General features: G+C 66.1%; 27 protein-coding genes and 1 pseudogene. 19 read left to right on the top strand and 9 right to left on the bottom strand.

From position 1 onward, the window contains the following. Positions 1-45: 45 nt before the first annotated feature. From ACQEUR_RS10705 to ACQEUR_RS10695, 3 genes are all read left to right on the top strand, one after another. Positions 46-1329, top strand: coding sequence for an IS256 family transposase (locus ACQEUR_RS10705; protein ID WP_433028917.1), 1284 nt, complete (start codon positions 46-48; stop codon positions 1327-1329). 718 nt (positions 1330-2047) lie between these two features. Then, a complete protein-coding gene (locus tag ACQEUR_RS10700; protein WP_433028915.1) occupies positions 2048-2431 on the top strand; it encodes a nuclear transport factor 2 family protein in 384 nt (127 codons plus the stop codon). Positions 2432-3028: 597 nt separating this feature from the next. Beyond that, positions 3029-3619, top strand: a complete 591-nt coding sequence (locus ACQEUR_RS10695; RefSeq protein ID WP_433029015.1) for an HNH endonuclease family protein — start codon at positions 3029-3031, stop codon at positions 3617-3619. A 139-nt stretch (positions 3620-3758) separates the two neighbouring features. Here ACQEUR_RS10695 and ACQEUR_RS10690 read toward each other — a convergent pair whose 3' ends face one another. Continuing rightward, positions 3759-4037, bottom strand: a complete 279-nt coding sequence (locus ACQEUR_RS10690) for a hypothetical protein (protein ID WP_433028913.1) — start codon at positions 4035-4037, stop codon at positions 3759-3761. Between the two features lie 911 nt (positions 4038-4948). Between ACQEUR_RS10690 and ACQEUR_RS10685 the strand changes: the two genes are divergently transcribed. Together ACQEUR_RS10685 and ACQEUR_RS10680 are read left to right on the top strand one after the other, a co-directional pair. Further along, complete coding sequence (locus ACQEUR_RS10685) at positions 4949-5176, top strand: hypothetical protein (RefSeq protein WP_433028911.1); 228 nt, start codon at positions 4949-4951, stop codon at positions 5174-5176. A 123-nt stretch (positions 5177-5299) separates the two neighbouring features. After that, positions 5300-5500: a hypothetical protein gene (locus ACQEUR_RS10680; RefSeq protein ID WP_433028909.1), complete on the top strand. Its 201-nt coding sequence runs from the start codon at positions 5300-5302 to the stop codon at positions 5498-5500. A 234-nt stretch (positions 5501-5734) separates the two neighbouring features. On the opposite strand, the gene ACQEUR_RS10675 is transcribed toward ACQEUR_RS10680, so the two are convergent. Next, positions 5735-5926, bottom strand: a complete 192-nt coding sequence (locus tag ACQEUR_RS10675; RefSeq protein ID WP_433028907.1) for a hypothetical protein — start codon at positions 5924-5926, stop codon at positions 5735-5737. A gap of 673 nt (positions 5927-6599) precedes the next feature. Between ACQEUR_RS10675 and ACQEUR_RS10670 the strand changes: the two genes are divergently transcribed. The 3 genes from ACQEUR_RS10670 (at position 6600) to ACQEUR_RS10660 (ending at position 9285) form a co-directional block, all read left to right on the top strand. Then, on the top strand, positions 6600-7706 hold the full coding sequence (locus ACQEUR_RS10670) for a hypothetical protein (RefSeq protein ID WP_433028905.1): 1107 nt from the start codon (positions 6600-6602) through the stop codon (positions 7704-7706). A 28-nt stretch (positions 7707-7734) separates the two neighbouring features. Then, positions 7735-8352 (top strand): hypothetical protein, encoded by a 618-nt coding sequence (locus ACQEUR_RS10665; RefSeq protein ID WP_433028903.1) that lies wholly within the window; start codon positions 7735-7737, stop codon positions 8350-8352. Between the two features lie 657 nt (positions 8353-9009). Further along, positions 9010-9285 carry a hypothetical protein gene (locus tag ACQEUR_RS10660; protein WP_433028901.1) on the top strand — a complete coding sequence of 92 codons (276 nt, stop codon included), beginning with the start codon at positions 9010-9012 and terminating at the stop codon, positions 9283-9285. A 145-nt stretch (positions 9286-9430) separates the two neighbouring features. On the opposite strand, the gene ACQEUR_RS10655 is transcribed toward ACQEUR_RS10660, so the two are convergent. From ACQEUR_RS10655 to ACQEUR_RS10640, 4 genes are all read right to left on the bottom strand, one after another. Next, positions 9431-10492, bottom strand: coding sequence for a UvrD-helicase domain-containing protein (locus ACQEUR_RS10655; RefSeq protein ID WP_433028899.1), 1062 nt, complete (start codon positions 10490-10492; stop codon positions 9431-9433). After that, the gene (locus ACQEUR_RS10650) at positions 10473-12068 is read right to left on the bottom strand and encodes an ATP-dependent nuclease (RefSeq protein WP_433028897.1); all 1596 of its coding nucleotides are present in this window, start codon (positions 12066-12068) and stop codon (positions 10473-10475) included. Before ACQEUR_RS10650 ends, ACQEUR_RS10655 begins: the two co-directional genes overlap by 20 nt. Positions 12069-12542: 474 nt before the next feature. Beyond that, positions 12543-12965 carry a hypothetical protein gene (locus ACQEUR_RS10645; RefSeq protein WP_433028895.1) on the bottom strand — a complete coding sequence of 141 codons (423 nt, stop codon included), beginning with the start codon at positions 12963-12965 and terminating at the stop codon, positions 12543-12545. Between the two features lie 613 nt (positions 12966-13578). Continuing rightward, entirely contained in the window at positions 13579-14235 is a 657-nt protein-coding gene (locus ACQEUR_RS10640) for a hypothetical protein (protein ID WP_433028893.1), read from the bottom strand. Positions 14236-14455: 220 nt separating this feature from the next. Here ACQEUR_RS10640 and ACQEUR_RS10635 point away from each other — a divergent pair, with 220 nt between their 5' ends. The 6 genes from ACQEUR_RS10635 (at position 14456) to ACQEUR_RS10610 (ending at position 18494) form a co-directional block, all read left to right on the top strand. Continuing rightward, a complete protein-coding gene (locus ACQEUR_RS10635) occupies positions 14456-14848 on the top strand; it encodes a hypothetical protein (RefSeq protein ID WP_433028891.1) in 393 nt (130 codons plus the stop codon). Between the two features lie 120 nt (positions 14849-14968). Next, positions 14969-15412 carry a hypothetical protein gene (locus ACQEUR_RS10630; RefSeq protein WP_433028889.1) on the top strand — a complete coding sequence of 148 codons (444 nt, stop codon included), beginning with the start codon at positions 14969-14971 and terminating at the stop codon, positions 15410-15412. Positions 15413-15440: 28 nt separating this feature from the next. Next, a complete protein-coding gene (gene cas7c, locus ACQEUR_RS10625) occupies positions 15441-16304 on the top strand; it encodes a type I-C CRISPR-associated protein Cas7/Csd2 (protein WP_433028887.1) in 864 nt (287 codons plus the stop codon). A 60-nt stretch (positions 16305-16364) separates the two neighbouring features. Next, positions 16365-16763, top strand: a complete 399-nt coding sequence (locus tag ACQEUR_RS10620; RefSeq protein WP_433028885.1) for a hypothetical protein — start codon at positions 16365-16367, stop codon at positions 16761-16763. 2 nt (positions 16764-16765) lie between these two features. After that, positions 16766-17080, top strand: coding sequence for a hypothetical protein (locus ACQEUR_RS10615; RefSeq protein ID WP_433028883.1), 315 nt, complete (start codon positions 16766-16768; stop codon positions 17078-17080). A 175-nt stretch (positions 17081-17255) separates the two neighbouring features. Then, the gene (locus tag ACQEUR_RS10610; RefSeq protein WP_433028881.1) at positions 17256-18494 is read left to right on the top strand and encodes an IS110 family transposase; all 1239 of its coding nucleotides are present in this window, start codon (positions 17256-17258) and stop codon (positions 18492-18494) included. A 339-nt stretch (positions 18495-18833) separates the two neighbouring features. Here ACQEUR_RS10610 and ACQEUR_RS10605 read toward each other — a convergent pair whose 3' ends face one another. Next, entirely contained in the window at positions 18834-20183 is a 1350-nt protein-coding gene (locus ACQEUR_RS10605; protein WP_433028879.1) for a hypothetical protein, read from the bottom strand. A gap of 246 nt (positions 20184-20429) precedes the next feature. Here ACQEUR_RS10605 and ACQEUR_RS10600 point away from each other — a divergent pair. Continuing rightward, positions 20430-20600 (top strand): annotated as a pseudogene (locus ACQEUR_RS10600) (IS256 family transposase); the annotation flags it as partial. 75 nt (positions 20601-20675) lie between these two features. On the opposite strand, the gene ACQEUR_RS10595 reads toward ACQEUR_RS10600, so the two are convergent. Together ACQEUR_RS10595 and ACQEUR_RS10590 are read right to left on the bottom strand one after the other, a co-directional pair. Next, on the bottom strand, positions 20676-21065 hold the full coding sequence (locus ACQEUR_RS10595) for an Imm1 family immunity protein (protein ID WP_433028877.1): 390 nt from the start codon (positions 21063-21065) through the stop codon (positions 20676-20678). After that, positions 21062-21799 (bottom strand): DddA-like double-stranded DNA deaminase toxin, encoded by a 738-nt coding sequence (locus ACQEUR_RS10590; RefSeq protein WP_433028875.1) that lies wholly within the window; start codon positions 21797-21799, stop codon positions 21062-21064. Before ACQEUR_RS10590 ends, ACQEUR_RS10595 begins: the two co-directional genes overlap by 4 nt. A gap of 485 nt (positions 21800-22284) precedes the next feature. On the opposite strand from ACQEUR_RS10590, the gene ACQEUR_RS10585 reads away from it, so the two are divergent. The 4 genes from ACQEUR_RS10585 to ACQEUR_RS10570 all read left to right on the top strand — a co-directional run bounded on the left by ACQEUR_RS10585 (position 22285) and on the right by ACQEUR_RS10570 (position 26183). Next, positions 22285-22521 (top strand): hypothetical protein, encoded by a 237-nt coding sequence (locus ACQEUR_RS10585; RefSeq protein ID WP_433028873.1) that lies wholly within the window; start codon positions 22285-22287, stop codon positions 22519-22521. 399 nt (positions 22522-22920) lie between these two features. After that, entirely contained in the window at positions 22921-23961 is a 1041-nt protein-coding gene (locus ACQEUR_RS10580) for a dipeptidase (RefSeq protein WP_433028871.1), read from the top strand. Between the two features lie 338 nt (positions 23962-24299). Then, a complete protein-coding gene (locus tag ACQEUR_RS10575; protein WP_433028869.1) occupies positions 24300-24833 on the top strand; it encodes a GNAT family N-acetyltransferase in 534 nt (177 codons plus the stop codon). Positions 24834-25661: 828 nt separating this feature from the next. After that, positions 25662-26183, top strand: a complete 522-nt coding sequence (locus ACQEUR_RS10570) for a hypothetical protein (RefSeq protein ID WP_433028867.1) — start codon at positions 25662-25664, stop codon at positions 26181-26183. Positions 26184-26324 lie beyond the last annotated feature (141 nt).

The following is a 26324-nucleotide window of genomic DNA, read 5'->3' as shown; positions in this document are numbered from 1 at the left end:
TGGCGGAGTGAGAGCACTCCGCCACCCCTGAAGGGCGAAGTGAGAATGACTCAAACATCTTTCGAGGCTCCCATTGCCGGTGACGATGTCACCAGCGATGAGGTCGTCAACAGGTTGCTGGCCCAGGCTGATTCCACCGGCCGGCAGCTCGTCGGCCCGGGTGGGTTGTCGACCCAGCTGACGCAGAAGGTCCTCGAACGGGCCCTCGACGCCGAGATGGCCGACCATCTCGGTTACGAACCCGGCGACCCGGCCGGCAACGGCTCGGGCAACTCCCGCAACGGACGCAGCCGCAAGACCGTGCTCACCGACATCGGGCCGGTCGAGGTGACAGTGCCCCGCGACCGCAACGGGACCTTTACTCCGCAGGCGGTGCGGAAGCGGCAACGTCGTCTCGACGGACTCAACGACGCGATCGTCTCCCTCTACGCCCGCGGCATGACCGTCCGCGACATCCGCGCCCACCTCGACGAACTCTACGGTGTCGACGTGTCACCCGACCTGGTCTCCAAAGTGACCGACGCCGTCGCCGACGAGATCGGCCAGTGGCAGAACCGGGCCCTGGACCCGGTATGGGCGGTCCTGTTCGTCGACGCCATGTGGGTCAAGATCCGCGACGGGGTCGTCACGAACCGGCCCGTCTACGTCGTCGTCGGAGTCGACTTCACCGGCGCCAAGCACGTCCTCGGACTGTGGATCGGCAAAGACGGCGAGGGCGCCAAATATTGGATGGCGGTCCTGGCCGAACTACGGAACCGGGGCGTGACCGACGTCTGCTTCGTGTGCTGCGACGGGCTACCCGGCCTACCGCAGGCGGTCACCACCGTCTGGCCCGAAGCGATCGTCCAAACATGCGTCGTCCATCTGATCCGAAGCTCGATGCGGTACGCGTCGAAACGGGACATCGCCCTGGTCAACGCCGGCCTGAAACCGATCTACACCGCACCCACCGTCCAAGCCGCCACCGACGCCCTCGACGCCCTCGACGCCCTCGAAGACAGCGTCCTCGGCCGCCGATATCCGGCGATCGTCCGGCTATGGCGCAACGCCTGGACCGAGCTCACACCGTTCCTGGCCTACCCCGAACCAGTACGCCGGGTCATCTACACCACCAACATGATCGAATCCCTGAACGCCCGACTCCGCAAAGCCACCCGCAACCGCGGCGCGTTCCCCACCGAACAAGCCGCGTTGAAGACCCTGTTCCTCACCATCCGCACCATGACCCGGCCCGACGAAGCGGTCGGCGTGACCCGCTCCAACGGCTGGAAAGCCACCCTCAACGCGTTCGCCATCCAGTTCGGCGACCGCATCAACATCAACCGATAGACCAGGACCTTACACACTTAATCGGACAGTCCCTGGGCGCTCGACAAGTGCGTCGACGTGATAACTCACGGGGGTGAGGATCAGATGCCGCTGGTACACGTCAGAGGCAAGCCCAGAAAGACAGGCGCCAAAGCATGCCTGCTGGGAGCAGACGGGGTCCAGGGCCGCACAGCGGGTGGAGTCGGGGCGAGCAGCCGCGATCAGAGTTATCCCGCCGGTCACCTCGACCAAGCCTGGCCTGGCTGCGGCTGTAGGTCCAGTTAGCAGAAGGCCCGCGATCCGGGCGCGTAGCGCTCGTGCACCAAGCCAGCGCGAGGAGGCCACGGCCGAACGGCCGCGGCCTCCTCGGCCGTTACTCGAATACAAAACCGGCTTCCACGATCAGTGATCGACCGTTCGCGCTGTGCGTTTGCAGTTCTGTGGCGTGCCCCCGGGGTGGCCCGCAGAGCATCTGCGTCAATTGCTGACCTGGACAAACGCGCTCCGGTAGAGATCGCCTGTCGCTACAACTTGCGCCCGAGGTACCCGTTCGGGCGGAAGTCCGCCTGAAGACGACGCGTGCCGCGTCCGCCCGAACCTTGCGAGTGTCCGGGTGACTCTGCGAGTGATCTTGCGAGCCGTCCGGAATATCTGCGAGTCACCACTGCGTCGCTCTCAGTCAAGGGGGCGACGCTCGGCGATCCGGTTGTTGTCGGTGCTGGGAGCTAGCGTCCGCTGCATGGATGACACAGCCGAGACCCGGCAGATCGCGGTTGCGTACGTCGAGAGCCTTGAACAACGCGACTGGTCCCGGCTCGTTACCTTGCTCGCCGAGGACGTCGTCTACGAGATGCCGCAGACCCGCGAGCGTATCCGCGGCAAATCCGCGTTCCTCCAGTTCAACACGGACTATCCGGGTGACTGGCATCTGCGGATCCGTCACGTGGTCGCCGATGACCGCCTTGCCGCGTTGTGGCTTGACGTTCGCGTTGATGCCGACAGGCAGGACGCTTGCGTCTGGGTTGAGGTAGGCGAGCAAGGTCTCATAAACCGGATCACCGACTACTGGCCTGAGCCGTACGACCCACCTCCGGGGCGAGAACATCTCGTGGAGCGGTGGTAGGAACCGCGGCAACCCTCCGCGGCGCCGGCAAACCGCAGGGTAGGTCCGGACACTTCAGCCTGACATCGTCCGGACCTACCTTGCGAGTCACTGGTCAGCGCCTTGATCATCCGCAACCTTCGAGCGACGCGACAACGCGTGTCGCGCCCGCGCGAACCTTGCGGAGTCCGGACTTACCTTGCGGACGATCTTGCGGAGTCCGGCTTACCTTTCGGATGTGTCGTGGTCGAGGCACGCTGCCATCTCGGCCTCTCGCCCACGGGAACGCTTCCGTGAGGGCGTTGAAGACCGTCGAAAGTGGGGTACGTGGTGAGCGGACTGCCACAGTCAGTTGCCGGCACCGGGCCACCCTGGTGGTACCTGTGGGCCGCCTCAGACGCCACCAGTGGTCGCAACCTGCCCGGCCCACCGGAGAAGACGCCGTAGGGCGTTCACTTTTCCAACGCCCGTCGATGGTTTGTCACGTGTGCGCTGCGGTGTTGTCACACCGGTGCACGAGGTTGATGCTTCCCGTACCCCCAAGCCTCGGGAGCACTCGTGTTCGATCGCCGACACCGTATCCGGCTCACCCTCACCACCGTCGCCGCGACCGTGGCGATGGCCGCGTCCCTCCTGGTCGCCACTGCGGCGAGCGCCGCCCCGCCCGGTGTGCCCAGCAAGGCCACGGCGCAAAGCAATCTCAACGCGTTGACGGTCGCCGCCGAGTCGGGCAGCGGGTACAACCGGGATCTGTTCCCGCACTGGACCACCGTCTCCGGCGCCTGCAACACGCGGGAGACGGTTCTGCGACGTGACGGCAGTGGCGTGAGTGTGGACAGCGCCTGCTACCCGACCTCCGGTAGCTGGTACAGCCCCTATGACGGCGCCACCTGGAGCAATCCGGCGGATGTCGACATCGATCACATTGTGCCGTTGGCTGAGGCGTGGCGTTCCGGCGCCAACTCGTGGACGACCGCGAGGCGGCAGTCCTTCGCGAATGATCTTTCGGGTCCTCAGCTCATCGCCGTAACCGACAATGTGAATCAGAGCAAGGGTGACCAGGACCCGTCCAGCTGGCAACCGTCCCGGACCGCCTATCGTTGCACGTACGCCAAGATGTGGATCCGGACGAAGTACACCTGGAGCCTGCGCTTGCAGTCGGGTGAGAAGTCGGCGCTTCAGACCATGCTCAACACCTGCTCTTCCTGACCGTCGGTAGGGGCAGGAGGTGCCTTCCCAATCTCCTGCCCCTATCCGCCGCCCAGAGTTAGCGGTACGCGGCAAGCAGGTGCGACCGGCCTCACGCGAACCCGAACCAGTCCTTAGCCTCTGGTGGACAGCATGCCCATCACCAGGGCGAGGAACCCGACCCCGGCAAGAGCAAGACCCACCTCCCGCAGCGCGCCAGGGTGAGAAGCAGCGCCAGGCCGAAGCCGAGGTAGCTACCGAAGCGCAGCCGCCGAACCATGCACAGTGCCGTCGCTGCGGCGGCGACCGCGAGGCTGCCGAGGAACACCCCACCGGACAGGTTCCAGCGGTCGACGCCGAGGTTCAGCGCCGCGCCGAACGCGGTGACGAGCGCCAGAGCACCGAACAGGACGGCCGGTACACGCACCATGTACGGCATCGACTGCGAGGGTTCTCATCGACGATTTCGTCGGCGTCGAAGGTTTCGTGCGTGTCCTCGGTCATGCCGGCGATGTTGGCGCCCAGGCTTGAGAGCGGTCAGCGCCCGGTCGGGTTGGCGACTGTCACTTGCTTGACAGAAGATGAGTACACCTCACCTGTTTGTCTATGAGTATCCCTACCCACACGGTGAGTGAACCCGGGACTCAAGTCCCAAGCCGTCACCCATAGACCCGGCAGACAGTTGCGCACGAAAATAGCTATGTGGAAGTTGCAACACGCCGGGGACGAAAACGTGTCGGGGCCCCGCTGGCTGCGGGGCCCCGACGTGGGGTCGGCTACTGCTTGCCGCGGATCTCTGGGATGAGGAATGCGGCGAGCCGTAGCAGGTGAGCGATGGCCCTGGCCGCATGGGCAGGGCCATCGCGCCCACCTGACTGCAAGATTTCTGCGGTCAGGTCACACGCGGTGGCTGTCGTTGCGGCCGTCTCCCTCCATGCCGACACCGGCCGTTGGGCTGGTGTGGAGGGATGTTGTGGGTCTGACGGGGCGTCCCCGTCATCTTTGTTGATCGTCTACCCCTTCCGTTGAGGAGTTTCGGGCACGCCGATGTGCCCCGTGGTCGATCTCCCCAACGCGCGAGGAAGGGTTTGGAAACTGCCTCATCTTGCCCATCTGGCCCCACCGTCCGATAGGCACTTTTTATGGCTTCCGGCGTGTACGAACCAGTGCGTAATCGCCATCCGTCGTGCTCGACTGAGCGTGCGGTGACTAGATCGAATCCGATCGGCCCACGTGTCGAGACGACAGCCGATCGACCCACACACCCGGCCCACCGGAGTTGAACGACCGTTCGTGATCCTCGGGCTGCTGACCGGTGTAGCCCCGAGGATCGCGAGCCACGATCGGATCATGACCGCCACCACCCTGCGGCACGGCAGGTGCATCACCTGCGAAACCCCGACCACTGGACTGGCCCGCCTGACCCGACGCCGCAGCTACCGCGATGTCCTCGAACGCGTCACCACCCCGCCCGCAGGCCTAATCGGCGACGGCTACGAGGTGCAGTGGTTTGCCGACCCCTGCCTGTGTCCGATCGTCTCGGCGGAGGCGTGGGACGCCGTCATCGACGCCGGATGACTGCAGCCGAAGGGGACGCAGTCACCAAAGGTTCGGGGGTCCGTGGACGGGCGATGGCGAGACCGGCGGAGCCACCCACCCGACGATACGAGAAACATCCGACGCGGCAGGCACACTGAACTGGTGACCAGCGAACCAGTTCGCGTCCCGCAGGCCGTCTTCGGCGGCGGCGAGTTCTGGCGGCGCCTCGACCGGCTCGCCGACGACCGCGGCCACCAAGGGCACACCCGCTGGCTGGTCGGCGAAAGCGAACCTGACAACTGGTACAAGCTCTACTGCGACCGCTGCAACCTCTCGATCGTGGAGATGATCGTCGACCGGTGACCGTTGGATCACCCATGCCCGTCGCCGGCCGTAGCCTCAGCTCGTGGATATCGACGACCCGCACCATGGTGCGGACGGCTGGATGAATCGGATCTGCCTGATGCTGGCTCGCACGGTCCGGTCCGGGCGGACCCGGCCAGTTGCCCCGCGTGCAGACGATGGAGCAGCTGCGCGCCGAGTACGGGCGGACCGTGTTCAACGCCGCCACCTGCAGCCTGACGGCGACAGACTCACCTACTTCTGAGCGTTCTTCGCCGCTGCGGACTGGGCCCGCGAGGCCGCCCCGGTGCGCGCGGTGGCGCTGGCCGGGTTCCGCGCCGCCGCCGACTGCATCCGCGCTGCCGCCTTTGCCGTCATCGGCGTACCGGCCCCGGCCTTGTCGGTCGAGGTGCCGGCGCCGCTGCTCTTGCCGCTGTTCTTCGCCATGACCCGATCGTCCACTCGCGCCGTCACCCGGGCGTCTAATCTCGAAGGCCCACCGGGGCGGATGCTGGCGCCGCCTGGTGCCGGACGACCGCAGCACAATCGGTGCGGCAGAGGGCCTCGGGTCAGGGTGGGGGCCGGACGAATTCCGCCGTAGGGGGACCTGTGCGTTGTTCTGGGCCTTCCTCTGGCCGGTCTCCAGCCCGGGGCCGGTGCCTGGGCCGGAAAGCAAGGAGAACTGCACGTCGTTTTGCCCTTCACCTTGCACGGCGCCAGGACAAGAAGCGGGCGCAGCGGCAAGGCATGATCTTGATGGCCCCGGACGAACTGGGCGACCGCAATCCGGTCCCACGACCGCAGCTCCGACGTGGCCGGCAGGCTCAGGCTCGGCGTCGGTGGGGCGCTGACCTCCCGGGACCAGCCCGGCGGAGAGACCTCGGTCGTCTCCACGAACACCATGGGTAGGCCCGCGACCACTCGGCCACCCGCCTGCGGGCCGAGACGATCACGGGCCGTCGCGGCGGCGCGCACCGCGAACTCGTGCGTCGGATCGGTCTCGTCGTACCAGCCATTCCGCAGCTCGTCACCAGGGGCGAACCGGTGCAAGTTCCAGGCACGGGGACCACCAAGGTTGTACCCGTAGGCACTCAACAGACGAAACGAAGGAGCCAAAGGCATGCCGCCACCGTATCCACACCACTACCCGCTGTCGATGCCCCGGCGGGGAGTCCTTCCAAAAAGTCCAGTGCCCCCGTCTCTGATAGGCGGCGCGAACGTCGCCGGTCCTGCACTCAGCGAGGAGGAGTCGGGGTTGGCAAAGAGGCAAGCCGCAGCCACTATTGTTCTCGTGGCGATACCGGATGAGACGTATCGGCGGTACTTCGAGAACGGCAGGTTGGCAGTCGACTGGGACCGAGCGGCGCAGGTCGTTCGGCACGGTGAGCCAGCCGCCGGATTTTTTACCCTGCCGTGGTGGCAGACAGAATCACGCCTTCTCTCCCTTTATGGGTCAGACTATAATAAAGAGCGTCTGACTGAACTGCGGCGGCTTCCAATGAAAAGGATGTTCGGCCACCAGGGTTGGCGTACGGGCATACTCTATCCGGGCGTGCCGGATGAATGGACGCCAGTCGCAGTTGGGGTGATGACTCAGGCCGGACATGTCGGTTGCGTGGCTGGGGATGTTTGCACTGCTGGGCTCGGAAATCTGGTGCGCGCTCTCGATGCTGCTGGCGAATACTTTGCGGTACCCCTACACGTGTCGTCCTCCGATGTCGCAGTCCTGACGCCGGACGGCAGGGAGTTGTCAGCTTTCGACTACCCGTGGGCAGGGAAGGACTCCGAACGCCATAGGGCGGCGGCGCGCCTCAACAGGTCCCATGTCCTGGGCCTACTAATGCTCAAGCACGGGCCCACAGTCCGCTGGCGGTCACTCGCAGAACGGATTTCCGTTTACGGCGAGGATTCTGGCGTCACCGTAGGGCCGACCCTTCCGCTCTTCGAGGGCAGCAGGGTTATGGTGAGCCTCCGAGACGACACCGCCCGGATGGCGATTCAACGGGCTTCCGAGTTGGTGGGCTTCGAGTTCATCCCGCGCCCGAAGGGGATCATCGACAAGCGCCGCGCCAACGAAATCGGCAAGATTGACGCCCTGATAACCACATATCCGGAGTCTGGCGTTCCCATCTGCGAGTATGCGCGCAGATACAGTATTCCGATCTACCGGCCTGATGAGTTTGTCGGAGGCTTGGCAGAAGCAGTCCTGCATGAACAAAGAGCCTGATTCCATCTGACCCAAGGAGAAGGAGACCATGGCCGGCTTTCCGCAGCCCATCCCGACACCCACTCCTGGCCAGGTGCGGAGGTACCTCGCACAGTGGCGTGAAGGCGACCACGAGAAGATTACCGCCGCGCTGACCGAGACATTCCGAGCGATGCCTAAGAACAGTGATGTCGGCGAGGTCGGAGTCAAGATCGCGGCACTCAACGGCCTTTACTGGACCAACATACTCGGCGTGATCCAAGTCGCGAGCCACATCGTCAGCCTGGACATCGACGCTCAACTGGCCGAGGATGACGTGAACCCTGACCTCATTGAGAGCATCGCGAAGGTCGAGATCGGCGGCAAGAGACGGCGCAACTACTCTTTTGCCACCAAGTACTGCAGCTTCCACGCACCCGACGTCTACCCCATTTACGACTCCCGCGTAGCCGGCGTCCTCAATGAACTACTCAAACAGGGCGAAGCATTTGACAGCTTCAGACCCGGCGAGCAGTGGAAGACCGACTATGCGATCTGGCACCGGTCGATCAGCAGGTTTCGCAGGTTCTACGAACTGGAGGAATTCTCCATCCGGGACATCGACAAGTACCTGTGGATGCTGGATAGGGAGCGGAAGGCCATGGGCGCCGGCATGCCCGCTGCTTGAGGATCATCGGAGCGAGGAGTAGCACTGCTGGCGATTTTGTCGAAGGGACACCGTGTCGCGGATCTTCCGCTGATCGCTACGTCGGTGACCAGGCCCTGACCGGTCTCGTCGTCGGTACGCGGCTGGGGGCGCCGTTGGGGTTCCGTCGGAGGAACGCGTCGATTGGGCGTGGACGGCCTCGAAGTCGGCGGCTTACGAGCAGACGACTATTTGCCGCGCCGGATGCGGCGCATCCGACCAGCGGATTGTGGCTACCGGGGTCTCCTGGGCTCCGGCAGAGCTACAGCCCTACGATCGCGGGCCGGCCATCGACGAGCCGGTGACGGTCCAGGACTTCGGCACCTCCGCGGTAGCGGCGGTGCTCGCGGGTAGGTCGGAACTTGCCGGCCCGGTGATGGCTTCACACGTGCGGGCCTTGCTGCCGGCGGGTGCTGTCAGTCCCGTCGCATCCTCGCTTCGAGTACCCGATGAAGCCGGCCAAGACCCTGCGGAGATTTATCGATGACAGTGGGAGCAGTTTGCTGCCGACCGGCGATGTCCGCGCCAGCCTGCTGCGATCCATCGTCGAAGCGTCTACCGATCGCCTCCGCGCGGCGTGGTGCGCGGCTGGCGAGATGCGGACCTGGGTTGCAGCAATGCGCCGCAGTCGAGGCCAAGTTGGACTCCGGCGAGCTTGGCGATGCCACGCTCGCCTGGATGACGGGCGCGGTGCTGTCCCTGAACCGGCTGCTGATCCGGGACGTGCTGCAAGATCGGCGACCGTCGACCACCACGCGGGCCAGCACTGCGGTGATGCTGCTGTGCATCGCCGACGGCTTGGACCGGCTACGCCAGATGCTCCCCGACGGGCAGTTCCACCTGATGCCGATGCTGATGCCGCCCTTCCTATATGAACTGGCTGGCGTCGCCACTTCTTCTGATCACGCCGGCTGACGCTTGGATCAGGACCGGGGCGTGTGGCAGGTGGTTAGCCGGGCCGCCACCGGGTCGGACCGTCTTGGCCATCGCGGCTCAGTACAGACGACCGAGCGGTCCACCGGGCGAATCTCAGAAGACGGCCTGGTCGCACTGAGTTAGATCAGGGTACGTAGTCGGCCTCCTGCCGATTGACGACAAATGTGACGCTGTGCTTGGCGCGGGTGACTGCCACGTAGAGCCGATCGGGCGCGCGGAGCGCTGCGAGGTCTGCGGTTTTGAGGTACTTCCGCATCGGTTGGGTGGGGAAGATCAGCACGCGGTCGTAGGTGCTTCCCTTGGACAGGCCGATGTTCATGGCTGGTAGCCCCAGCGTGGGCGTGGTAACACGGTCCCGGAGGACCTTTGGGTCGTACTTGGCTACGTAGGCGTGCACGTCCTCTTCCGCGATCTTGAAAACCCCGTCGTGGCCGGTTTCGCAGTGGTTGCGGGATGTTGTCGGGGGCATGTTCGGGAAGAGTCGGTCGGACCAATTGCAGATGACCTGGTGGCAGCGCCAGCTCTCGGCACGTATCTCCAGTTCGCACGTCATCTGTGGCCGGTGAAACCAGTCCAGGATCCCGGCGCCGCGGTACTTTTTGTTCCGGGGGCCGTTGTTGGTGGCGAAGGTGTGCTGGCGTGGGTCGCCGACGACGGTGACGCTCATGGTCGAGGCGAACAACTTGTCGACGAAGTCGACGTCGTAACCGACCAGATCCTGAAACTCGTCGATGTAGATGTTGTCGTACATCGCCGCCAGCCGGCGCACGACCGCGCCGGCGGAGGCGTCGTCGGCCCGGCAGACGAAGTCGGTGACCCCGTCGCGGTACATGCCGCCGTGCCGGTCGAAGTAGTAGGGCAGCACGTTCTCCCGGCGTACGAACCGTGACCTGCTGCCGTGGAAGTTCAGTGAGCGGATGTCGTCGATCCTGCCGGTGAGGCTGGCCTGGAACGGTCGCGCCGCCTCACGGAGGAGGAAGGTGAACCAGGGCATTGTCGTGATGTGTGCGGGGACCAGGCCGGTGGCTTCCGCGAGTCGTCGGCGTATCTGGGCGAGATTCTCCTCTGTGTAGGTGGTGATCAGCGTTCGCCGGGTCGGGTCGGCGAGCGCGGCGTCGATGATCAGCTGGGTCTTGCGTGACCCGGCGGCGGCGATGACCGCGCGGTTACCGGCGGCGGACGGCATCGCGGATGTACTCCGGCATGGTGATGGACTGGTCGGATTCGAACGCGGCCAGGGCCCAGCCGGTCTTGTTCGCTGTCATGTGGTCGAGCATCTCGTCGTCGGTCGTGTAGCTCTTGCCGAGGACCTCGTTCATCCGTGCGAGGCCGTTGGCGGCCAGCACCTGAGGTTCGAGAGTCTTCTCGGCCCCGGCAGCGACGTGGATCGAGATGAACTCGTAGTCGTCGTAGCCGTCGTACTTCTGCCGCATCTTGGTGGCGTCGCCGTCGTTGTCGTTGACGACAGCGACGGGCTTGGCCAGCGGCACGGCGAGGTCGAGGAACCGGGCGGCCGACAGGCCGCGCACGTTGATGATGTCGACCCCGTCGGCGATCGGCTCACGGCCGTGCTCGTCGCGGTAGGCCCGCGTGACGATGAGCTCGTCCGATGGGCCCTCCACCAGGATCGCGCGTTTGGCCAGGACCAGCCGGAGGGTGTCGTAGCCGGAAAGCTTTTTGAAGTAGTCGACGGTGTCTCTGGCCAGGTCGGTGATGCGTTTCCCGCCCGCGGGGGTCAACAGGATCAGCTCGTCGAGACCGAGTTTGTTCAGGATGTAGGCGCTGTGGGTCGTCACGAGGACCTGCTTGTCCGCGCACTTCTGGCCGATCTTGTGCACGAGCTGGTTGAGGGATGAGAAAGACAGGTGGTTCTCGGGTTCCTCGATGAGGACCACGTGGGTGTCGGCGATCTTCTCGTTCAACGCCAACAGGATCTTGAGGCTGCTCTGCTCGCCCTTGCCCACGTGCGGAAAGGGCAGCTCGTCGAGGTGCGGAACGAGGCTGCGCTCCCACCCAGTCCGCTGGGAGATGTCGATGGACAGCGTAAGTTCGCGGTCGCTGATCTCACCCCGGTCGCCCGCCAGCTTGGCGTTGATGTCCTTGACTGCGGGAATTCCGCTGAAGGTCTCGCGGAGACTGCGGTACGAGCGGGACAACTCCACACGTTCGTGGGCGTCCAGGCTGGCGCCGATGATCGACTGCAGGTAGGCGTCCGCACCGTTCTGGAGCCGGATCGCCGTGGCGTCGATCAGCGACGCGGTCGCCGGCACACCACGCGCCGTGACGGCGGCTCCGGCGAAGTTCGTCCACTCCACCTGGTAGTACTCGGTCGGCACCCAGGCGATCTCACCCGGCTTCGCGGCGTAGGCGGCGTATTCGTCGATGAAGTCGCGGTTGAACGCGATTCTGATCTTGACACCGGGTGCGGGCTCTTTGAGGGAGTTGTTGGTGCCCTTCAGGGTGGCGAGGTCGTCGGTGTCATCGAAGTAGACCTCGATGAGGATCTCCGGCGGTTCCGCTGGACGCCGGGACCGTAGCGCTTGGATGTATTGATGTGTTGCGTCCAGATTGACCAGGAACGGCGAGAGTTCAGCAGCTATCGGGTTGCCGCGTAGCCGGCCCGTCAGGGCAAGGTTGATGGCCTCCAACAGGTTGGACTTGCCCACGTCGTTGTCGCCGACGATCACGTTCATGCCGGCGTTGAGGTCGAGTGTGAAGTCCTGAAATTGCTTATAGTTCCGAATGATGATCTTCTTGAGCACGGCGCGACGACTCCTGAACCCTCCGGTAGCGACAGGCGAAAGCATGATCCGACCGGCGCGGCTTGCGCTGATCGCAGATCCCTTCAAGGTGGACGGATTTCACCTTCGCATGCTCGACCGGCAAACGGGTTGTAAGACGGCCCGGCGTGTATCACCGGCGCACGGCTTGATGGGATGAACGTCTGATGCGTCCGAGCGACGCAAAGTTGTGGGGCCGGCTGGGCCGCAAGGACGAACTGCGAAAATCGACCCAAATTGATGAAACCCGGGGCGCAGTAGAGACTGGTACAGCTTCTTGAGAGGTCCAGGCGCCGACCTCTTCGAGCCGAGCTCCGCGAAGCGCCGGGCATCCGTGGCAAGCTCGACGTGTCGCTGGTCGGCTGGATCCAGCTGATCGAGCCGCAACCCGGCGCATCCCCGGTCGTCGGCGTCGCAGATCATGCGCAGTCTCCTTGCCCCGACGCCCGGACCGGACTATTCGTCTGACCAACTGGAGCGGAACCACAGCCAGTCCGGCATACCTACCGGCTCAAGGCCGATCGTGGTCAGCGCGCCGATGAGGGCCTGGTCCCAGTCCAGGTCCGGGTCACCAGCACCGCTGATCGCCGGATCGAGGATGTAATCGTCGCCGTTGTGGAACGCGACGTCTTGCGCATCATGGTCGAACAGCGAGTCGGCGATGACCACGACGAACTTGGCGACCGCAATCCGGTCCCACGACCGCAGCTCCGACGTGGCCGGCAGGCTCAGGCTCGGCGTCGGTGGGGCGCTGACCTCCCGGGACCAGCCCGGCGGAGAGACCTCGGTCGTCTCCACGAACACCATGGGTAGGCCCGCGACCACTCGGCCACCCGCCTGCGGGCCGAGACGATCACGGGCCGTCGCGGCGGCGCGCACCGCGAACTCGTGCGTCGGATCGGTCTCGTCGTACCAGCCATTCCGCAGCTCGTCACCAGGGGCGAACCGGTGCAAGTTCCAGGCACGGGGACCACCAAGGTTGTACCCGTAGGCACTCAACAGACGAAACGAAGGAGCCAAAGGCATGCCGCCACCGTATCCACACCACTACCCGCTGTCGATGCCCCGGCGGGGAGTCCCTCCGAAAGTCCGCAGTGCCCCGACTCTGATAGGCGGCGCGAACATCGCCGGTCCTGCAACGACGTCGTACCTGATCGACACGACGCGTACGTCTTCCAGACGTCGCCGTCCACCTCGCGTGTAAGCGCGTACCGCGGCGCTCTCGCGCCGCCGATGCCTCGGGCGATCAGCCGCATGACGGTGTCGTTGTGGCTGTAGCCGATGAAGAGCACCGGTACCTGGCGAACATCCGCTAGACGAACCGGGCTGCCCAGGCGTCGGTCAGGTATGCGCGCCTGAGGTCCCCCTCGGTCGCGATGACCTGGGCTCCTGCGTCAGGTCGCCGTGCAGGTACACGATTACCCCACCTGCCATGAGGAGGCGGGGCGTCACCTGGGCCCCGGCGCCTGGGCCCGATGAGCCGTTGAGCCTGTTAAGCCCAACCGACCTTCACGGTGGCAGGCATATTGGCAACATCGATTTCACAGGGTAGGTACCACATGCCGTGCTCGGCGTGCTCGGCGGCGAATCCGAGGCGTATGACGTTTCCTCGCTCGTTCCGCCACTGCTCGGGTGTCGTGCCGGTCATCCAGTGCCCAGGCCCGGTCGGCTCCATCTCGTACGGTAGTTCCTCTCCTACTGGTAGCTGGTCCTCGTAGACCGTTTCGCGTCCGGTGGTATCGGCTTGTGCATCATCTGGGCCGGTACCTGGCACGAATCGGTATGGGCCCCATATGTGCTGCCGAATTTCCTCGGCGCTGGGCCCGGCAGGGTTCAGATAGCCCTCACCACGACGGAAGTGGTCGTTGCGGACGACGATCGTGAGTCGGTCCAGCCGGTCGAGGCCAGACGGTCCGAGCAGCATGACCCGCATGCGCAGCCGATCGGAGCCGGGGTTGAAGCGCTCGCACGTCACGTTGAACCGAGGGCACAGCTCGCTGTGGCGGCGCTGACTTTCGATGCTCGCGAGCCTGCTCGATGAAATGCGGGCCTGGTAAGCGGCCCACGCCGCAACACCTACGGTGGCGGCCGTTCCCAGCGACTCGACTGCTCCCCAGGCTGGCGACCCGAGTACGTCCCAAATGTTCAAGGCGTCTCCGAACGGTGGCGACCGGAATTGTGATCAGGATGCCCAGTAGTGGACAAGATTGTCAGGGTGCATCCGGACGAGACAGGGCGGTCGCTCGGCGCGGTTGACCGACTATCGGCGACGATGATCGCCCGACCGCCGGCCCTACCGGCCCGACCGTGCCCCGAACCCGTGCCGAGAGCCGAGGGCGTCAAGGTCATCCGCTGCCACGATTGGACCCATGCCACCATCCTCCAACGTGGCCAGCGAGCCGATCCACCTCGCCCGGGAGGCGCAGCGCGCCTCGGACGAGCTGGCCAACGCGCTGCACCACGACGATGTGCCGATCACTGACCCGACGGCGCTGCTCACCGCGCTGGGCGGCATAGGACGTGCCCTGGAAACCTCGGTCACCGCGCTCGCTGAGGCCGCAGTCGGCGCGGGCCATTGCCAGGGCGCGGCGGCGCTGCGGGAGGCCCTTGGCCACCAGCGGAGGGCGGTACGCGCCCTGGCGCACGCCGTCGCCGTGGTGGAGACGCCGGCCGGCTCTAGCGTTCGGAGGCGTCGGCCGATCGGTCCGGGGAGTGGGGCGAACTGGCGCAGTTCTTCGAGTACGTCATCGACGTCGACCTGAGCCACCTCGTCCCCAGAACCGGACACCCTGCCGGCGATCGTGCCAGCACTGCGGGAGACCGCGTGGTACATGGCAAGTCATGGCTTGCCGGCAAGCCATGACTTGCCGTAGGTTCGGGGTGTGATGACGACGGCGCCGGATGTCGGGACCGCCGGTCAGGCTGCTGAGATCGCGGCCTATCACCATGGCCTGCTTGACTGGCCGCCGGAGGGCTGCGAGCAAATCGGCGCCGGCTCGCAACGCACGGTGTACCTCGACCGTGCCACCGGCACCGTCTACAAGGTGGGCCTCGACGCGGCCAACCGGCAGGAGACGGCCACCCTCACCGGCCTTCGCGCACGGGGCGTGGGGCACGCCCCTGCGGCGACGCTGTATGTCGTCACCGTCAACGAGTTGTATGACGGTGATCGGGAGGTCACTGTCGTGGCGATGCCGTACCTGCCCGATGACGGCAGCGTGCCCCGCCCCTACCCGCTCCTTGAAGGCGCGGCCGACCTCAACCCGCACGGCAACGTGCACGCCCACGGTGGTCGGCTGTGGCTGATCGACGCCGGTGGACTTTGACCAAGCGACCACGGTCCGAAGGACTCACATGAGCCAAGCTCATCTCGATCCGACCCGCCGCCACGACGCCGTTCTGCTCTTCGACGTCACCGACGGGAACCCCAACGACGACCCGGACGCCCAGAATCAACCCCGCACTGACGACGAGTCCGCGCAGGGATTGGTCACCGACGTGGCGATCAAGCGGAAGATCCGTGACACGGTGTCGCTACTTCGGGGCGATGACCCGCGCTACGGCGTTTTCGTCGAGGCGGGCGTCGCGCTGAACACGCGGTGGGCGGGCGCGCGGCAAACCGCCGCGGACCGAAGCGAGGACGCCGTCGGCACGTTGTGCGGCATGTACTACGACGCGCGGATGTTCGGCGCCGTCCTCACCGCGGGGAAGGGCGCGGGGTCAACCAGCATCCGCAGGCCGGTGCAGGTGACCTTCGCCCGCAGTATCGACCCGGTCCTGCCGATTGATCACGCGATCACCCGGGTCACCCAGACCCGGCAGGAGGACATCGACAAGGGAGAACGTACGGAGCTGGGCTCCAAATGGAGCGTGCCGTACGGCCTGTACCGGGCGAACGTGTTCTTCTCCGCCCCCCGGGCCGCGAAGACCAGGGTCACCAGCGAGGATCTGGCCACGCTGTGGCAGGCTCTGGCGGTCATGTTCGACCACGACCGCGCGGCCACCCGCGGCATGATGAGCACCTGCGGCCTGTGGGTATTCACTCACCGCGACGCCTACGGGGTCGCGCAGGCGCGGGAGTTGGATCGGCGGATCGGCCTGGCGCTCAAGGACCGAGACAAGCCACCTCGATCCATGGATGACTACGCCCTCACCATTGACGATACCGAGCTGCCCGATGGCATCGAACTGACCACCGTCGTCAACCTGTGGCTTTGATGAGGCCGGCCACACGAGGTCGACACCTTCCTGCTCTATAGCCTGATCTGGAGAGATCGCATGACCTACACCGTGGACATCTCCCGCGACCCCTCGTCGGGAGCCTGGCTCGCCGACGTTCGTGACCTCCAGGCCGCACACGCATTCGCCGATGACCGGCAGCAGCTTGATGTCCGCGTCCGAGAGGTGATCGCTCTGGTGGAGGACCTGCCCGACGGCGCAGAGGAGACCCTGCACATCGTCTACGTGAGCGTGCCGGCCGTGCTCGACCAGCTCAACGCCTACACCGGCGACAACATCTGGCAGGACGTCATCGCCCACCTGGATTACGACGAGGCCGCCACCGAGGCCATCGACCCCTCCGACGCCAGCGACCGGTTCGTCCTCGACGGTCGGATCATCCGGTGCAACGGCGACACCTGGTACGACGCGGGTGAGTACCCCGCTCAGGGAGAATGAGCATGGGTTACGAGATCGAGCCGCATGAGGTGCAGGCTCTTATGGAGAACCTGCTGGGCGACGTGCTCGCTGAGCCGGACGACCTGATCGCCTACGAGCTGTTGACCCGTGAGCAGGCGTTGTTCGACGCGCTCGTGTCGGCCATCAGGCGGCAACGCGGAGGGCGGCTAGCGAAGCTGGAAGAGGTGCTGCGCACGGCCGCTGAGGCGCAGGGCCAACCAGTGAGTGTCAGCGCCATCCGAAGGACGATCGCAGAACTGACCAGACTCAACAGCCGGCAGCGCGTCGAGCAGTTGATCGCGGCAGCCAAGGCGTGAGCCGCCGGGACCGTACGGCAGATTTTATTTACCATCGAGGCGGTTGATCTTCACAACCAGCGAACTGCCGGCCAGGTTATGCCTGTTGCGATCCCGGGCCTCGAACCCTTTGGTCGAGAGCGTGCGCCTGGCCGGCAGCCACCTCAACCACTGGCATAGGTGACTAGCGGGGGGTATGGCGCGGTACTTCGGCGGCCTCGACTGGGGCGAGAGCCACCACGACATGGCGGTCATCGACCAGGATGGGACGGTCGTCACCCAGTTGCGGATCACCAACACCGCCGACGGACTGGCCGAACTCCTCGCCGCGCTGCGGCAGGTCAAACGTAACCGCCGTGACATCCCGATCGGGATCGAAACCGGCCGTGGCCTGATCGTCGCCGGCCTGCGAAAGGCCGGGCAGCCGGTGGTCGTACTCAACCCGACTCAGGTAGCCCGCTACCGCGACCGGCTCAGCGCCCAACGAAAGAAGTCCGACCGCAGCGACGCCAAGCTCCTCGCGCACGTGCTGCGCGTCGACGGCGACGCCCACCGGCCTGTACCGGCGTCCACCCCCCGCGCCGAGGCGATCCGCGAGCTGGCCCGCGCGCACCGCAAGACCACGCACGACGCCCGGCACACTGCCGCCCGGCTCCGCTCCCGCCTGCACGAGTTCTTCCCCGCCGCCCTGGACGCTTGGCCCAGCCAGGGCGGCCTGACCCGATCCGACGCCCGCACCATCCTGACCGCCGCGCCCACCCCCGCCAAGGCGGCGCGGCTGACCCACCGCCGTCTGGAAGACCTCCTCACCGCCGCCGGACGCACCCGCCAGATCGCCGACGAGGCCGACCGGCTCTTCCACCTCTTCCGAGGGCGGGCGCTGCGGCAGCCACCGGAGATCGAAGACGCGATGGGCCACCAAAGCAGTGCTCTCCTCGCCCAGCTCGACGTCGCCCTCACCACCGCCGCCCGTCTGCTCGACCAGGTCGAATATCTCGTCGACCAGCACCCGCAGGCGCCGATCTACCGCAGCATGCCGGGCGTCGGCCCGATCCTGACCGGCCGGCTGCTCGGTGAGCTCGGCGATGACCCGGGCCGGTTCGCCACCGCGCGCAACCTGCGCGCGTACTGCGCCGCGACTCCGATCACTTGGGCCTCCGGCGGGTCGCACCGACACAGCCACCGCCGCAACGCCAACCCGATCCTGGCCGAGGCCGGTCACCTGTGGGCCTTCGCCGCCCTGACCCGCTCCCCCGGTGCCCGCGCCCTCTACGACCGGCGACGCGAAGCCGGCGACCGACACGCCGCCGCGCTACGTCGCCTCTACGCCCACCTGCTCGGCAGCCTGCACCACTGCCTCCGCCACGCCGTCCCCTACTCGGAGTCCCGGGCATTCCCGGCGAACGACGAGCCGGCCGACCAGAGCACGCAATGACAGTAGGCCCTGGTGGATGCCGGGACACGCCTCATGTTTGCTCCCGGGCCACGAGCCCTTGCTCGGGATCGGCACCCGGCATCCTCCCGACCGACCGTCAAATTCGCCCGTCACCCGCCCGAAGAGCCCTCCACAACGCTTCGGCCCACCCGCCCCTTCGTCCACGCAGAGCCCTTGTTGGACTCGCAGTAGGAGGTGCGGCGCTCGACGTGGATCGTCAAAGCGATCACCGCAAGTACGGCTCGTCTTCATCTGTGTCAGTGTTCCGAGCGAATTGCGGCCGAAGGGTGCGCCGCCTGCGCCGGGCGGGCGTCTGTCACCAGGGGCGACCAGATGCAGTCACTGAAGCCCTGCCCGACTCTCATGCTCTGCGATCTCACGCAGCAGACTGTCGCGCACCGAAGCGGACAACAGTGCGTCGTCGAGTAAAGCCGCGACCCTCTTGGCACCGTGAAGGGCAACCAGCACGAGCCATCGACGAATGATGACCCGAGCGGTACGCGTCAACAGTGGATGGTCCATCGGCCTGGTGCGGCTGTTGCCGTGAGCAAAGGCCGAGCGTGCACCATAGGCGGCTTTGATCAGCTCGCGGAGGGCGAGGCGGCTGTCGTCGTCCTGGCCGGCGAGGACAGCCGCCCGTTGGGAGACTTTGCGTCCGATGCTTTCGTGATCGCCGTCTGTGCCGCGTAAAAGCGCTTCGATTGTGACGATGCGACGGAAGGCGACGTAGCTGCTGTCGAGTTCGGGTTGTTTCGGGCCTTGATGATAGGCCAGGTACAGGTGATGCCCTGCCGCGTGGGCCAGGATCCGAAGGTCGCCGTCGCGCAACTTGGCTAGACGAGAGCCAATCTCGGCGGCGAACCGCTCCAAATTTGCGGCCACGGCCGGAGCGAGGATCTGCGGTTTGGTTGGTAGCAGGGTTTGCGGCTGCGGGTGCCATGATTTGACTTCGGAGGGCAGGTGTCCGCGGAGAGCATCGGGCGAGGTGATGATGCTCCGACCTGGCTCCACCAGGTAAGCCGTGAATGCGCGTACCGCTGGGAGGTCGAGCAGGTTGAGGGTGAGCAGGGGCCAGATCAGTTCGTGGGCATCGGGTTCGGTCTTGTCGAGACTGTGTGCCAGCTTCGGACGTCGTAGGGCGCCGAAGCCTTGGCTGTGTAGCGAGTCCGGTGTCCACACCTCACTCAGATAGGTTGAGTAGGACATCGGCAAGGTTGGGTCGTTGGCGCGGTCCACGCTGCACAGCTGCCAGCCGTCGAACAATGGAACGCTGGTCAGCGGAACGCTGACATCGACGGTGACGTACTCCCATGCAGGGATCGGCTTACCGGCGAGCGCGCCGGCGATCCGGCGAGCAATCGCCTCGGTGTCCGGGTTTTTTCCTGCGTATTCAAGGAGTTCTCGGGCCTCGTCTCCGAACGATGACCAGCTGGCGACTGCGGCGCGCCAATCTGTTCCGTTAGACCATTCGACGTCGCGGCCGTTCGCGCGCGCAGCCATCTGCGCGATATCGGCCCAATTCGGAAACTGCTCCCTAAGGATCGTTGGCAGTCGGGTAAACGAGAGTTGTAAAGTGGGCCTACGCGAGCGCTTCGCCTTCGGCGGGTTGACCTTCTCCGCGAGATACATGTCGAGCACCCGACGGAAACCATCAACAAGATCATCGAATGCCGGAGTCTCACCATCCACGACCCAGACGGTAGCCGTCGTGGTCGCCGCGGCCAACGCAGTATCGGGTGGAGCTTCGGCTGGAACGCCCGCGCGACGTTTTCTTCCGCCGTGATGTGCGCGCTGCCCGCCCTAACGGCGCGTCGAGGCGGCCTGTCCGCAGGCACTCATCGCTTCCACTCCACCTGACGGTCCAGTTAGGGCTGGAGTACGATCCCGCCGCTAGCCTGGGGGTGTACTGGCCGGGAGTTGCAGACGGCCTGCCGGCGCGGCCACTTCCCCAACGAGCTGGCCGCGTTAAAGTGTCTGTACCTGGTGACCCGGTCCCTGGACCCCACTGGAGCAGGCAGAACCCGATGGACGATGCGCTGGAAACCCGCGTTGAACGCCTTCGCCATCACCTTCAACGACCGCTTCCCGATCGCTGAAACCTACTAACCAAGATCGCCGGAAACGCCCTTAGCGAGACAGGCCCCGCTTCGGCCCACCCACCCCTTCGTCCACGCATCGTGATCAGTTCGGGTCGAGGTGCAGGTCGGCTGGCGGTGTGCCGGTGAGGAGGTAGTGGTGGGCTGCCCGTCGGGCGGTGGCCGGGGTGAGTCTGGTCCGTTCCGGGATGTAGGTGGTGGCCTGTCCGCCCTGGTTGTAGTCGATGGGTTCGGGCCAGGGCGGCAGATCGGGCTCGTAGGCGTAGCCGCCTTCGACACCGAAGACCAGGAGCACCGCTCGGTCGGGGTGGCCGACCCCGATCTGCAGGCCGAGGTCGTCGTTGTCCTCGGGCACGACGTCGACGATGTGTGGTGCTGCGCTGGCGATCTGGTCGAGTACGGCGTCCAGGTCGGCGGGCGCGGATACCAGGGCGGTGTGGTCGGCGCCCCAGTAGAGCGAGTAGCCGGTACTCATGCGACTCCTCGTCCGTTGCCGTGGTAGTCCGCCCACCAAGTGGTGGTGCCGTCGTCACCGGCAACGTACACCCGCAGTGTGGTGCCTTCGGGGAGCATCTCGGCCAGCCGCCGGTGGCAGCCCTTCGGCCCGCCGCAGGGCGGCGCGGACACCACCAGCACGGCCTGTTTGGGGGCGTCCGGTCTGCGGAGTACGGCAGCGGCGTGGCCTTCCACGTGCTGGGTGGCCGAGGCCATCTGGTGCCAGCGCAGCGGTGAATCACGTCGCAGTCCCGGCGCGCCCTGGCCGGGGCCGTCCTCGCCGCTCCAGATCGGCTTACTCCGCGTACGGCCATCCGGGCTGACCAGCATGCCGACCGTCTTCGCGCCGCGGGGCAGCATCGCCCGCACGCTCCCCGCCACCACGGCCAGGTACGGCACGGGCTCGGGCGAAGCCGTCGGGTTCACTGGCGGGTCCCCGTCGGAGACGGAGATGCCGATGGAAACCATGTACGCCTCGACCGCAGCGGCGCTGTGCCTCGCCGCCACCGCAGCATCCCGTGCCCTATCGACCGCCCTGAGCAGGCTGGAGATGAGGCCCGTAGCCGAGGGCACGTCCGCGCCACGCAGATGATCGCGCAGACGGTCGGTGGCCTCCGACAACTGCGTCGACGCCTTCACCGCCAGCGCCGCACCGGCGCGGATGGTGGTGACGGTGGCTCGTAGACACGCGCCTACCTGCGCCAGCGAGGTCATCGAGGTCCCACCCCGCTACGCCGTCGCGACGCGGCGGAGGAACCGTCCGGGCCGTGCCGGGCTTGCCGATCGTGAGGTGCTGATGGAGTCGCGGTTGGCGTTCGCATGAGAGGAGGGTGCGGCCGTGGCCGGATGGTTGGAAAGACCCGGCGCCTCAACCTGTGGATAACACGCCCGGTTATCCACAGCCACCTTCCGTAGTGGGTCAGGTAGGGCCTGTTCTGGTGCCCCTGGTGGCCTCCGATCGTTTACTCCCAGGCTGTGCGTCGGGTGTGGCCGCATCCCGTTCCGCGTCGGTCAGCGGCGGGCCCGGAGCCCGGTCCATAAGCTGGTGTGAGTTGCCGGTTCGGAACCCTTGCCCGCTGCGAGACGATGCCCGGCGTGGTCTCTGCCGGTACCGTCGGCCGCGGGGCGTGGCGCGTGCCTGGACGCGGCCGGTCGCGACGGGCCGCGCGCAGCTGGCCGCCCGTTCGTAGTATCAGGCGGTGGGAACTGTGACCGTGATGCTCCGAGGCGGCCCGGCCGATGGCGCGGTGCGCGAGTTGTCCGCCGGCCCGGACGGCGGCCCGCCCGCCGTGTGGGTCCTGGAACAGCGGAACTCGGTACCGGGCATGACCCCGGACCAGGATCACCGCTACGAAGTCGAACCCGAGCCGGCCGCCGACGGCACCTGGACGATGACGTACGTCCGGAGCACTCCGGGGCGGCGCCGCCAGCGGTGATGCGTGAGTGCCGAGCTAACGCGGGGAACATTCGCGCCGGTGACGGATTCGACCATGGCCTACGACCGGGCTTGAGACTGGCCCTGATGACGGACGGCTTGTCGCCGGACGTCCTGGCCTCACCTGTGGTGCCACCGAGATCGCCTGGTAGCCGTTGCTCGGGTCGGTCGTCAAGGAACAGGTTGAAGAGCAGGGTGGAGTCCCAGTGGTGGATCGAATCGCGACGAGCTGGACGCTTGTCGAGGGTCGGGCGTCCGACCTCATCGGCTCTCGGGTGCGGCTGCTGCTCGTCGGGTGTTGACCCTGGCTTGCTTACGGTTGCCGACGATTGGCCACCGGTGCGCAGGATTTAGTCGCGCTGGAGGCTGTATCGGCGGCGGCGCTGGAATTATGGATGGCATGCCTGACGTCCCGGTCGCGTCACCTGGTCCGCCGCTGCTGTGGGAGCAGCACTGCTGCCTCCCCCTGTCTTCCCAGGCCGACGTCGGTCAGTTGGCCCGGTACCTTCGGTCCGGTGGCAGCTACGTGTCGGTCAACGTCGGATACGCCCCGCACAGCGCTGCGGATGTCCTGAGTTTGCTTGATGCCTTTCGGCGGCGGGTGGCCGACGACAGCCGGTACCTGCTCGCCGCCACCAGCCGGGACATCGACCAAGCGCACATCAGCGACCGGGTCGCGGTCGGCTTCGACCTTGAAGACGCCGGACCGTTGGAGGGCCACCTCGACCGCGTCGAGCTCTTCTACGACCTGGGTGTGCGCACCATGCTGCCGACCTACAACCACCGCAACGCCGCCGGTTCTGGCTGCCTCGACGCCGTCGATGACGGCCTCACCGCCTACGGCCGGGCCCTGGTCCGAGAGATGAACGCGGTCGGGATGGTCGTCGACGGGTCCCACTGCGGCGCCCGCACCGGCCTCGACCTGTGCCGGAGCTCCAGCAGCCCGGTGATCTACAGCCACTCCTGCATGCGCGCCCTGTGGGAGCATCCGCGCAACATCACCGACGACCAGGCCCGCGCCTGCGCGGACACCGGCGGAGTCATCGGCATCACCGGCGTGGGAATCTTCCTGGGCCCCAACGACCCCTCCGTCGAAGCACTGTGCCGGCAGATCGACTACGCCGTCGACCTCGTCGGCCCCGACCACGTGGGGCTCGCCACCGACTACCCGTTCGACCTCGACGACTTCAACCGCGAAGTCGCCGCCAACCCGCACCTGTTCCCCGACAGCTACACCCGCTGGGGGCCCATCGAGTTCATGCCACCGGAAGACCTACTCAACGTCGGCGCCGCGCTCCACAACCGCGGATACCCGGCCGACGCGATCCACGCCATCGTCGGCGGCAACTTCCGCCGCATCGCCGGGCAAGTATGGAGGGCGTCCTCGCCCCAACCGCAAACACCTGATAACCGTCCGACGCGGGGCCCGATCAGCAGTTAGTCGGGACGCGACTACCGGGGCCTCCAGCTTCGCCAGCCGGTCGTCGGCGCCGGCACCCGGCTCCGAAGCGGAACAGGACGAGGCGTTTCCGCGCCCCTTCGGCGATGGCGGATGACCTCGTCGGGATCAGAGGGCTGTGGTGACAGCTGTCCGGTCCCGGGTATCATCCCGACTCGGGCGCCCAATGCGCCTCGCCGTTCACGAGGTGCCCCGCGAGGGCGGGATAATCGCGAGCAGTGTATTCGGCACCGCCGTCAGTCCCTACGTGATCGGCTGGCGGCTCGGGATGAATGTCCACAAGCACTACGTGATCAGCAGCGTTCCGCTAGGAGGCGTTGATGAGCGATGATCCCTCAATCAGCGACGACGGATGTGGCCGCCGACACCATATCCGCCGTGCGGAGCCGCATGAAGCCAACGAACTAGAAGGGCTTCAAACCCGCTCCGCCTCTCATTGGGATTATCCCGACGGGTACTTCGACTGGGCTGGCGACGCCCGGCGGATCACAGATTCCTATATCCGCGACAACTCAGTCTTCACGCTTGTCGACAGCGACGGCCGCAAACTAGGCTTCTACAGTTTCACTCAGAACGACGACGGCCTTTTGCTGGACAAGATGTTCCTCGACATCGGCCAGATCGGCAAAGGCTTCGGACGAGTGCTATGGCAGCACGCCGTAGGGACGGCACGCGACTTGGGCGCCTCCGAATTTTCGATCGGCGCCGACCCCAATGCCGCCGGATTCTACGAGGCTATGGGCGCCAAATGGTACGCCTCACAACGAACTGCGGAGCCGACGTGGACCGTGCAGATGTACCGCTACATCCTGCCCGAAGGCACTCAAGAGGCGAACGGCTCCGCCAGGGCTTGACCATGACAGGCCGGCACGCGTAGGACCGGGCGGGATCCCGGCGCACCACCTGTACCTCGGGATGTTGCGCCAGCCAGGCGGCGACAGGTGCGGCCTCGCGGCTTTCGAGGACCTCGACCGGGTGCCGGGTCTGCAGGTCCACCATGATCGTGGCGCGGACGTGACGGCGGCGCAAGGCGAGGTCGTCGACGCCCACTACCGCAGGCACCTGCTCAGCGAACGTCACTGCCGGACAGGCGGCCGACACGCTCTTAAAGCGGCGCACCAGCACATCAATCACACCGCCCGGCCGCCGATCGGGGCGTCGGCTATTCCTCCCATCCTCTACCGGAGAGCGCAATCTGGTTCCACGAAGTGCCGCGCCGTTGACGAGACAGGATCTCCTACTTGCCGTCGCTCACATCGCCCACCCCCGGCCGATGTGCAGGACGCACATCGGCACCGTACACAGTGCACGTCAACGTCACACAGCTGGCACTGGCCCGCCGGATGCCGGAAGATCGAGCACAGGACCGCCGATCAGTCCTGGCACCCGGTCTCGCAACAGGCCGCGGGCGGCCTGACGATAGCGGGACGGGCGTTGGTCCTGCGGCTCGCGCCGTCGCGACGCCAACCAGCTCAACCCCATTTCGGCGGCGCGCATCTCCTCTCCTCGCGACGTGGAATCACCATCACACCCGGAGGTTTCCGGTGAACAGTCAGTCGACAAATCAGCGCTCTCCCGACCCAGACGGGACTGTCCGCGACCTGCCCTCCACCGGCCGCCGGCCGCGCTCTGCGCGCGGGCTTCTGGTTTGGCTCAGGAACCGCTGGCCGACCGCGGTCGCCGTGGCGTTGTCCCTGCCCGGTCTCCTCGCCGAGGCCTCGCCTGCGGAAGCGCCCGACCTGACGAGAAGCTTGGGTGGAGTCTTCGTCCTGCTGCCGCTCGGCTACCTGGTGCTCGCCAAGCTTCGTCGGCGTCGTGCCACTTGGCCGGTGGTCATCACCGGCTTCGGCCTTGTGATTCTGACCCGAATCGTTGGCGTGGACCCGGCGTTCGTCCTGACGGTCATCGCCTTGCTGGTCCTCATCTGGAGCGTCGCCGACGGGCAGTTGACGCGGGACCGAACACTGCAAATGCAGGCGCTCGGATTCGGCGTCTTCGCCGCTGTCAGCTTCGCGGGACTAGCGATCCTTACCCAGGAGCCGACCATCGCAGGATATCTCGTAGCAGCGGCCTGGTTGGCGCACGGAATCTGGGATCTGGTCCACCTCAAGCTCGACAGGGTCGTCGCACCCTCTTTCGCCGAATGGTGCGCAGTGATCGACATACTGATCGCCGTCCAGCTGGTTCTACTTATCACCGCCTAGCGAGGACCTATGGGAATGCTGAGTGCAAATCGCGCCGTACGTCAGCACCATGTTGGACCCCTGCAAGGCTCCAACGACGGCGGTTTCAGCTGCTACGCTGGGGTACCGGCACCAACAACGGCAAACCGCGCCCGCGCTAAC

It is taken from the genome of Plantactinospora sp. CA-290183 (assembly GCF_050936375.1).
GTDB lineage: Bacteria > Actinomycetota > Actinomycetes > Mycobacteriales > Micromonosporaceae > Plantactinospora.
Note: the sequence above shows the minus strand (reverse complement) of the source record. Positions and strands in the feature narration are given on the sequence as shown.

Excerpts from the sequence above, each read along its gene's own strand:
- ACQEUR_RS10705 (WP_433028917.1), top strand. The coding sequence starts at position 46 with ATGACTCAAACATCTTTCGAGGCTCCCATTGCCGGTGACGATGTCACC.
- ACQEUR_RS10700 (WP_433028915.1), top strand. The coding sequence starts at position 2,048 with ATGGATGACACAGCCGAGACCCGGCAGATCGCGGTTGCGTACGTCGAG.
- ACQEUR_RS10695 (WP_433029015.1), top strand. The coding sequence starts at position 3,029 with ATGGCCGCGTCCCTCCTGGTCGCCACTGCGGCGAGCGCCGCCCCGCCC.
- ACQEUR_RS10690 (WP_433028913.1), bottom strand. The coding sequence starts at position 4,037 with ATGCCGTACATGGTGCGTGTACCGGCCGTCCTGTTCGGTGCTCTGGCG.
- ACQEUR_RS10685 (WP_433028911.1), top strand. The coding sequence starts at position 4,949 with ATGACCGCCACCACCCTGCGGCACGGCAGGTGCATCACCTGCGAAACC.
- ACQEUR_RS10675 (WP_433028907.1), bottom strand. The coding sequence starts at position 5,926 with ATGGCGAAGAACAGCGGCAAGAGCAGCGGCGCCGGCACCTCGACCGAC.
- ACQEUR_RS10670 (WP_433028905.1), top strand. The coding sequence starts at position 6,600 with ATGCCGCCACCGTATCCACACCACTACCCGCTGTCGATGCCCCGGCGG.
- ACQEUR_RS10665 (WP_433028903.1), top strand. The coding sequence starts at position 7,735 with ATGGCCGGCTTTCCGCAGCCCATCCCGACACCCACTCCTGGCCAGGTG.
- ACQEUR_RS10655 (WP_433028899.1), bottom strand. The coding sequence starts at position 10,492 with ATGCCGTCCGCCGCCGGTAACCGCGCGGTCATCGCCGCCGCCGGGTCA.
- ACQEUR_RS10635 (WP_433028891.1), top strand. The coding sequence starts at position 14,456 with ATGCCACCATCCTCCAACGTGGCCAGCGAGCCGATCCACCTCGCCCGG.
- cas7c (WP_433028887.1), top strand. The coding sequence starts at position 15,441 with ATGAGCCAAGCTCATCTCGATCCGACCCGCCGCCACGACGCCGTTCTG.
- ACQEUR_RS10620 (WP_433028885.1), top strand. The coding sequence starts at position 16,365 with ATGACCTACACCGTGGACATCTCCCGCGACCCCTCGTCGGGAGCCTGG.
- ACQEUR_RS10615 (WP_433028883.1), top strand. The coding sequence starts at position 16,766 with ATGGGTTACGAGATCGAGCCGCATGAGGTGCAGGCTCTTATGGAGAAC.
- ACQEUR_RS10610 (WP_433028881.1), top strand. The coding sequence starts at position 17,256 with ATGGCGCGGTACTTCGGCGGCCTCGACTGGGGCGAGAGCCACCACGAC.
- ACQEUR_RS10595 (WP_433028877.1), bottom strand. The coding sequence starts at position 21,065 with ATGAGTACCGGCTACTCGCTCTACTGGGGCGCCGACCACACCGCCCTG.
- ACQEUR_RS10590 (WP_433028875.1), bottom strand. The coding sequence starts at position 21,799 with ATGACCTCGCTGGCGCAGGTAGGCGCGTGTCTACGAGCCACCGTCACC.
- ACQEUR_RS10580 (WP_433028871.1), top strand. The coding sequence starts at position 22,921 with ATGCCTGACGTCCCGGTCGCGTCACCTGGTCCGCCGCTGCTGTGGGAG.
- ACQEUR_RS10575 (WP_433028869.1), top strand. The coding sequence starts at position 24,300 with ATGAGCGATGATCCCTCAATCAGCGACGACGGATGTGGCCGCCGACAC.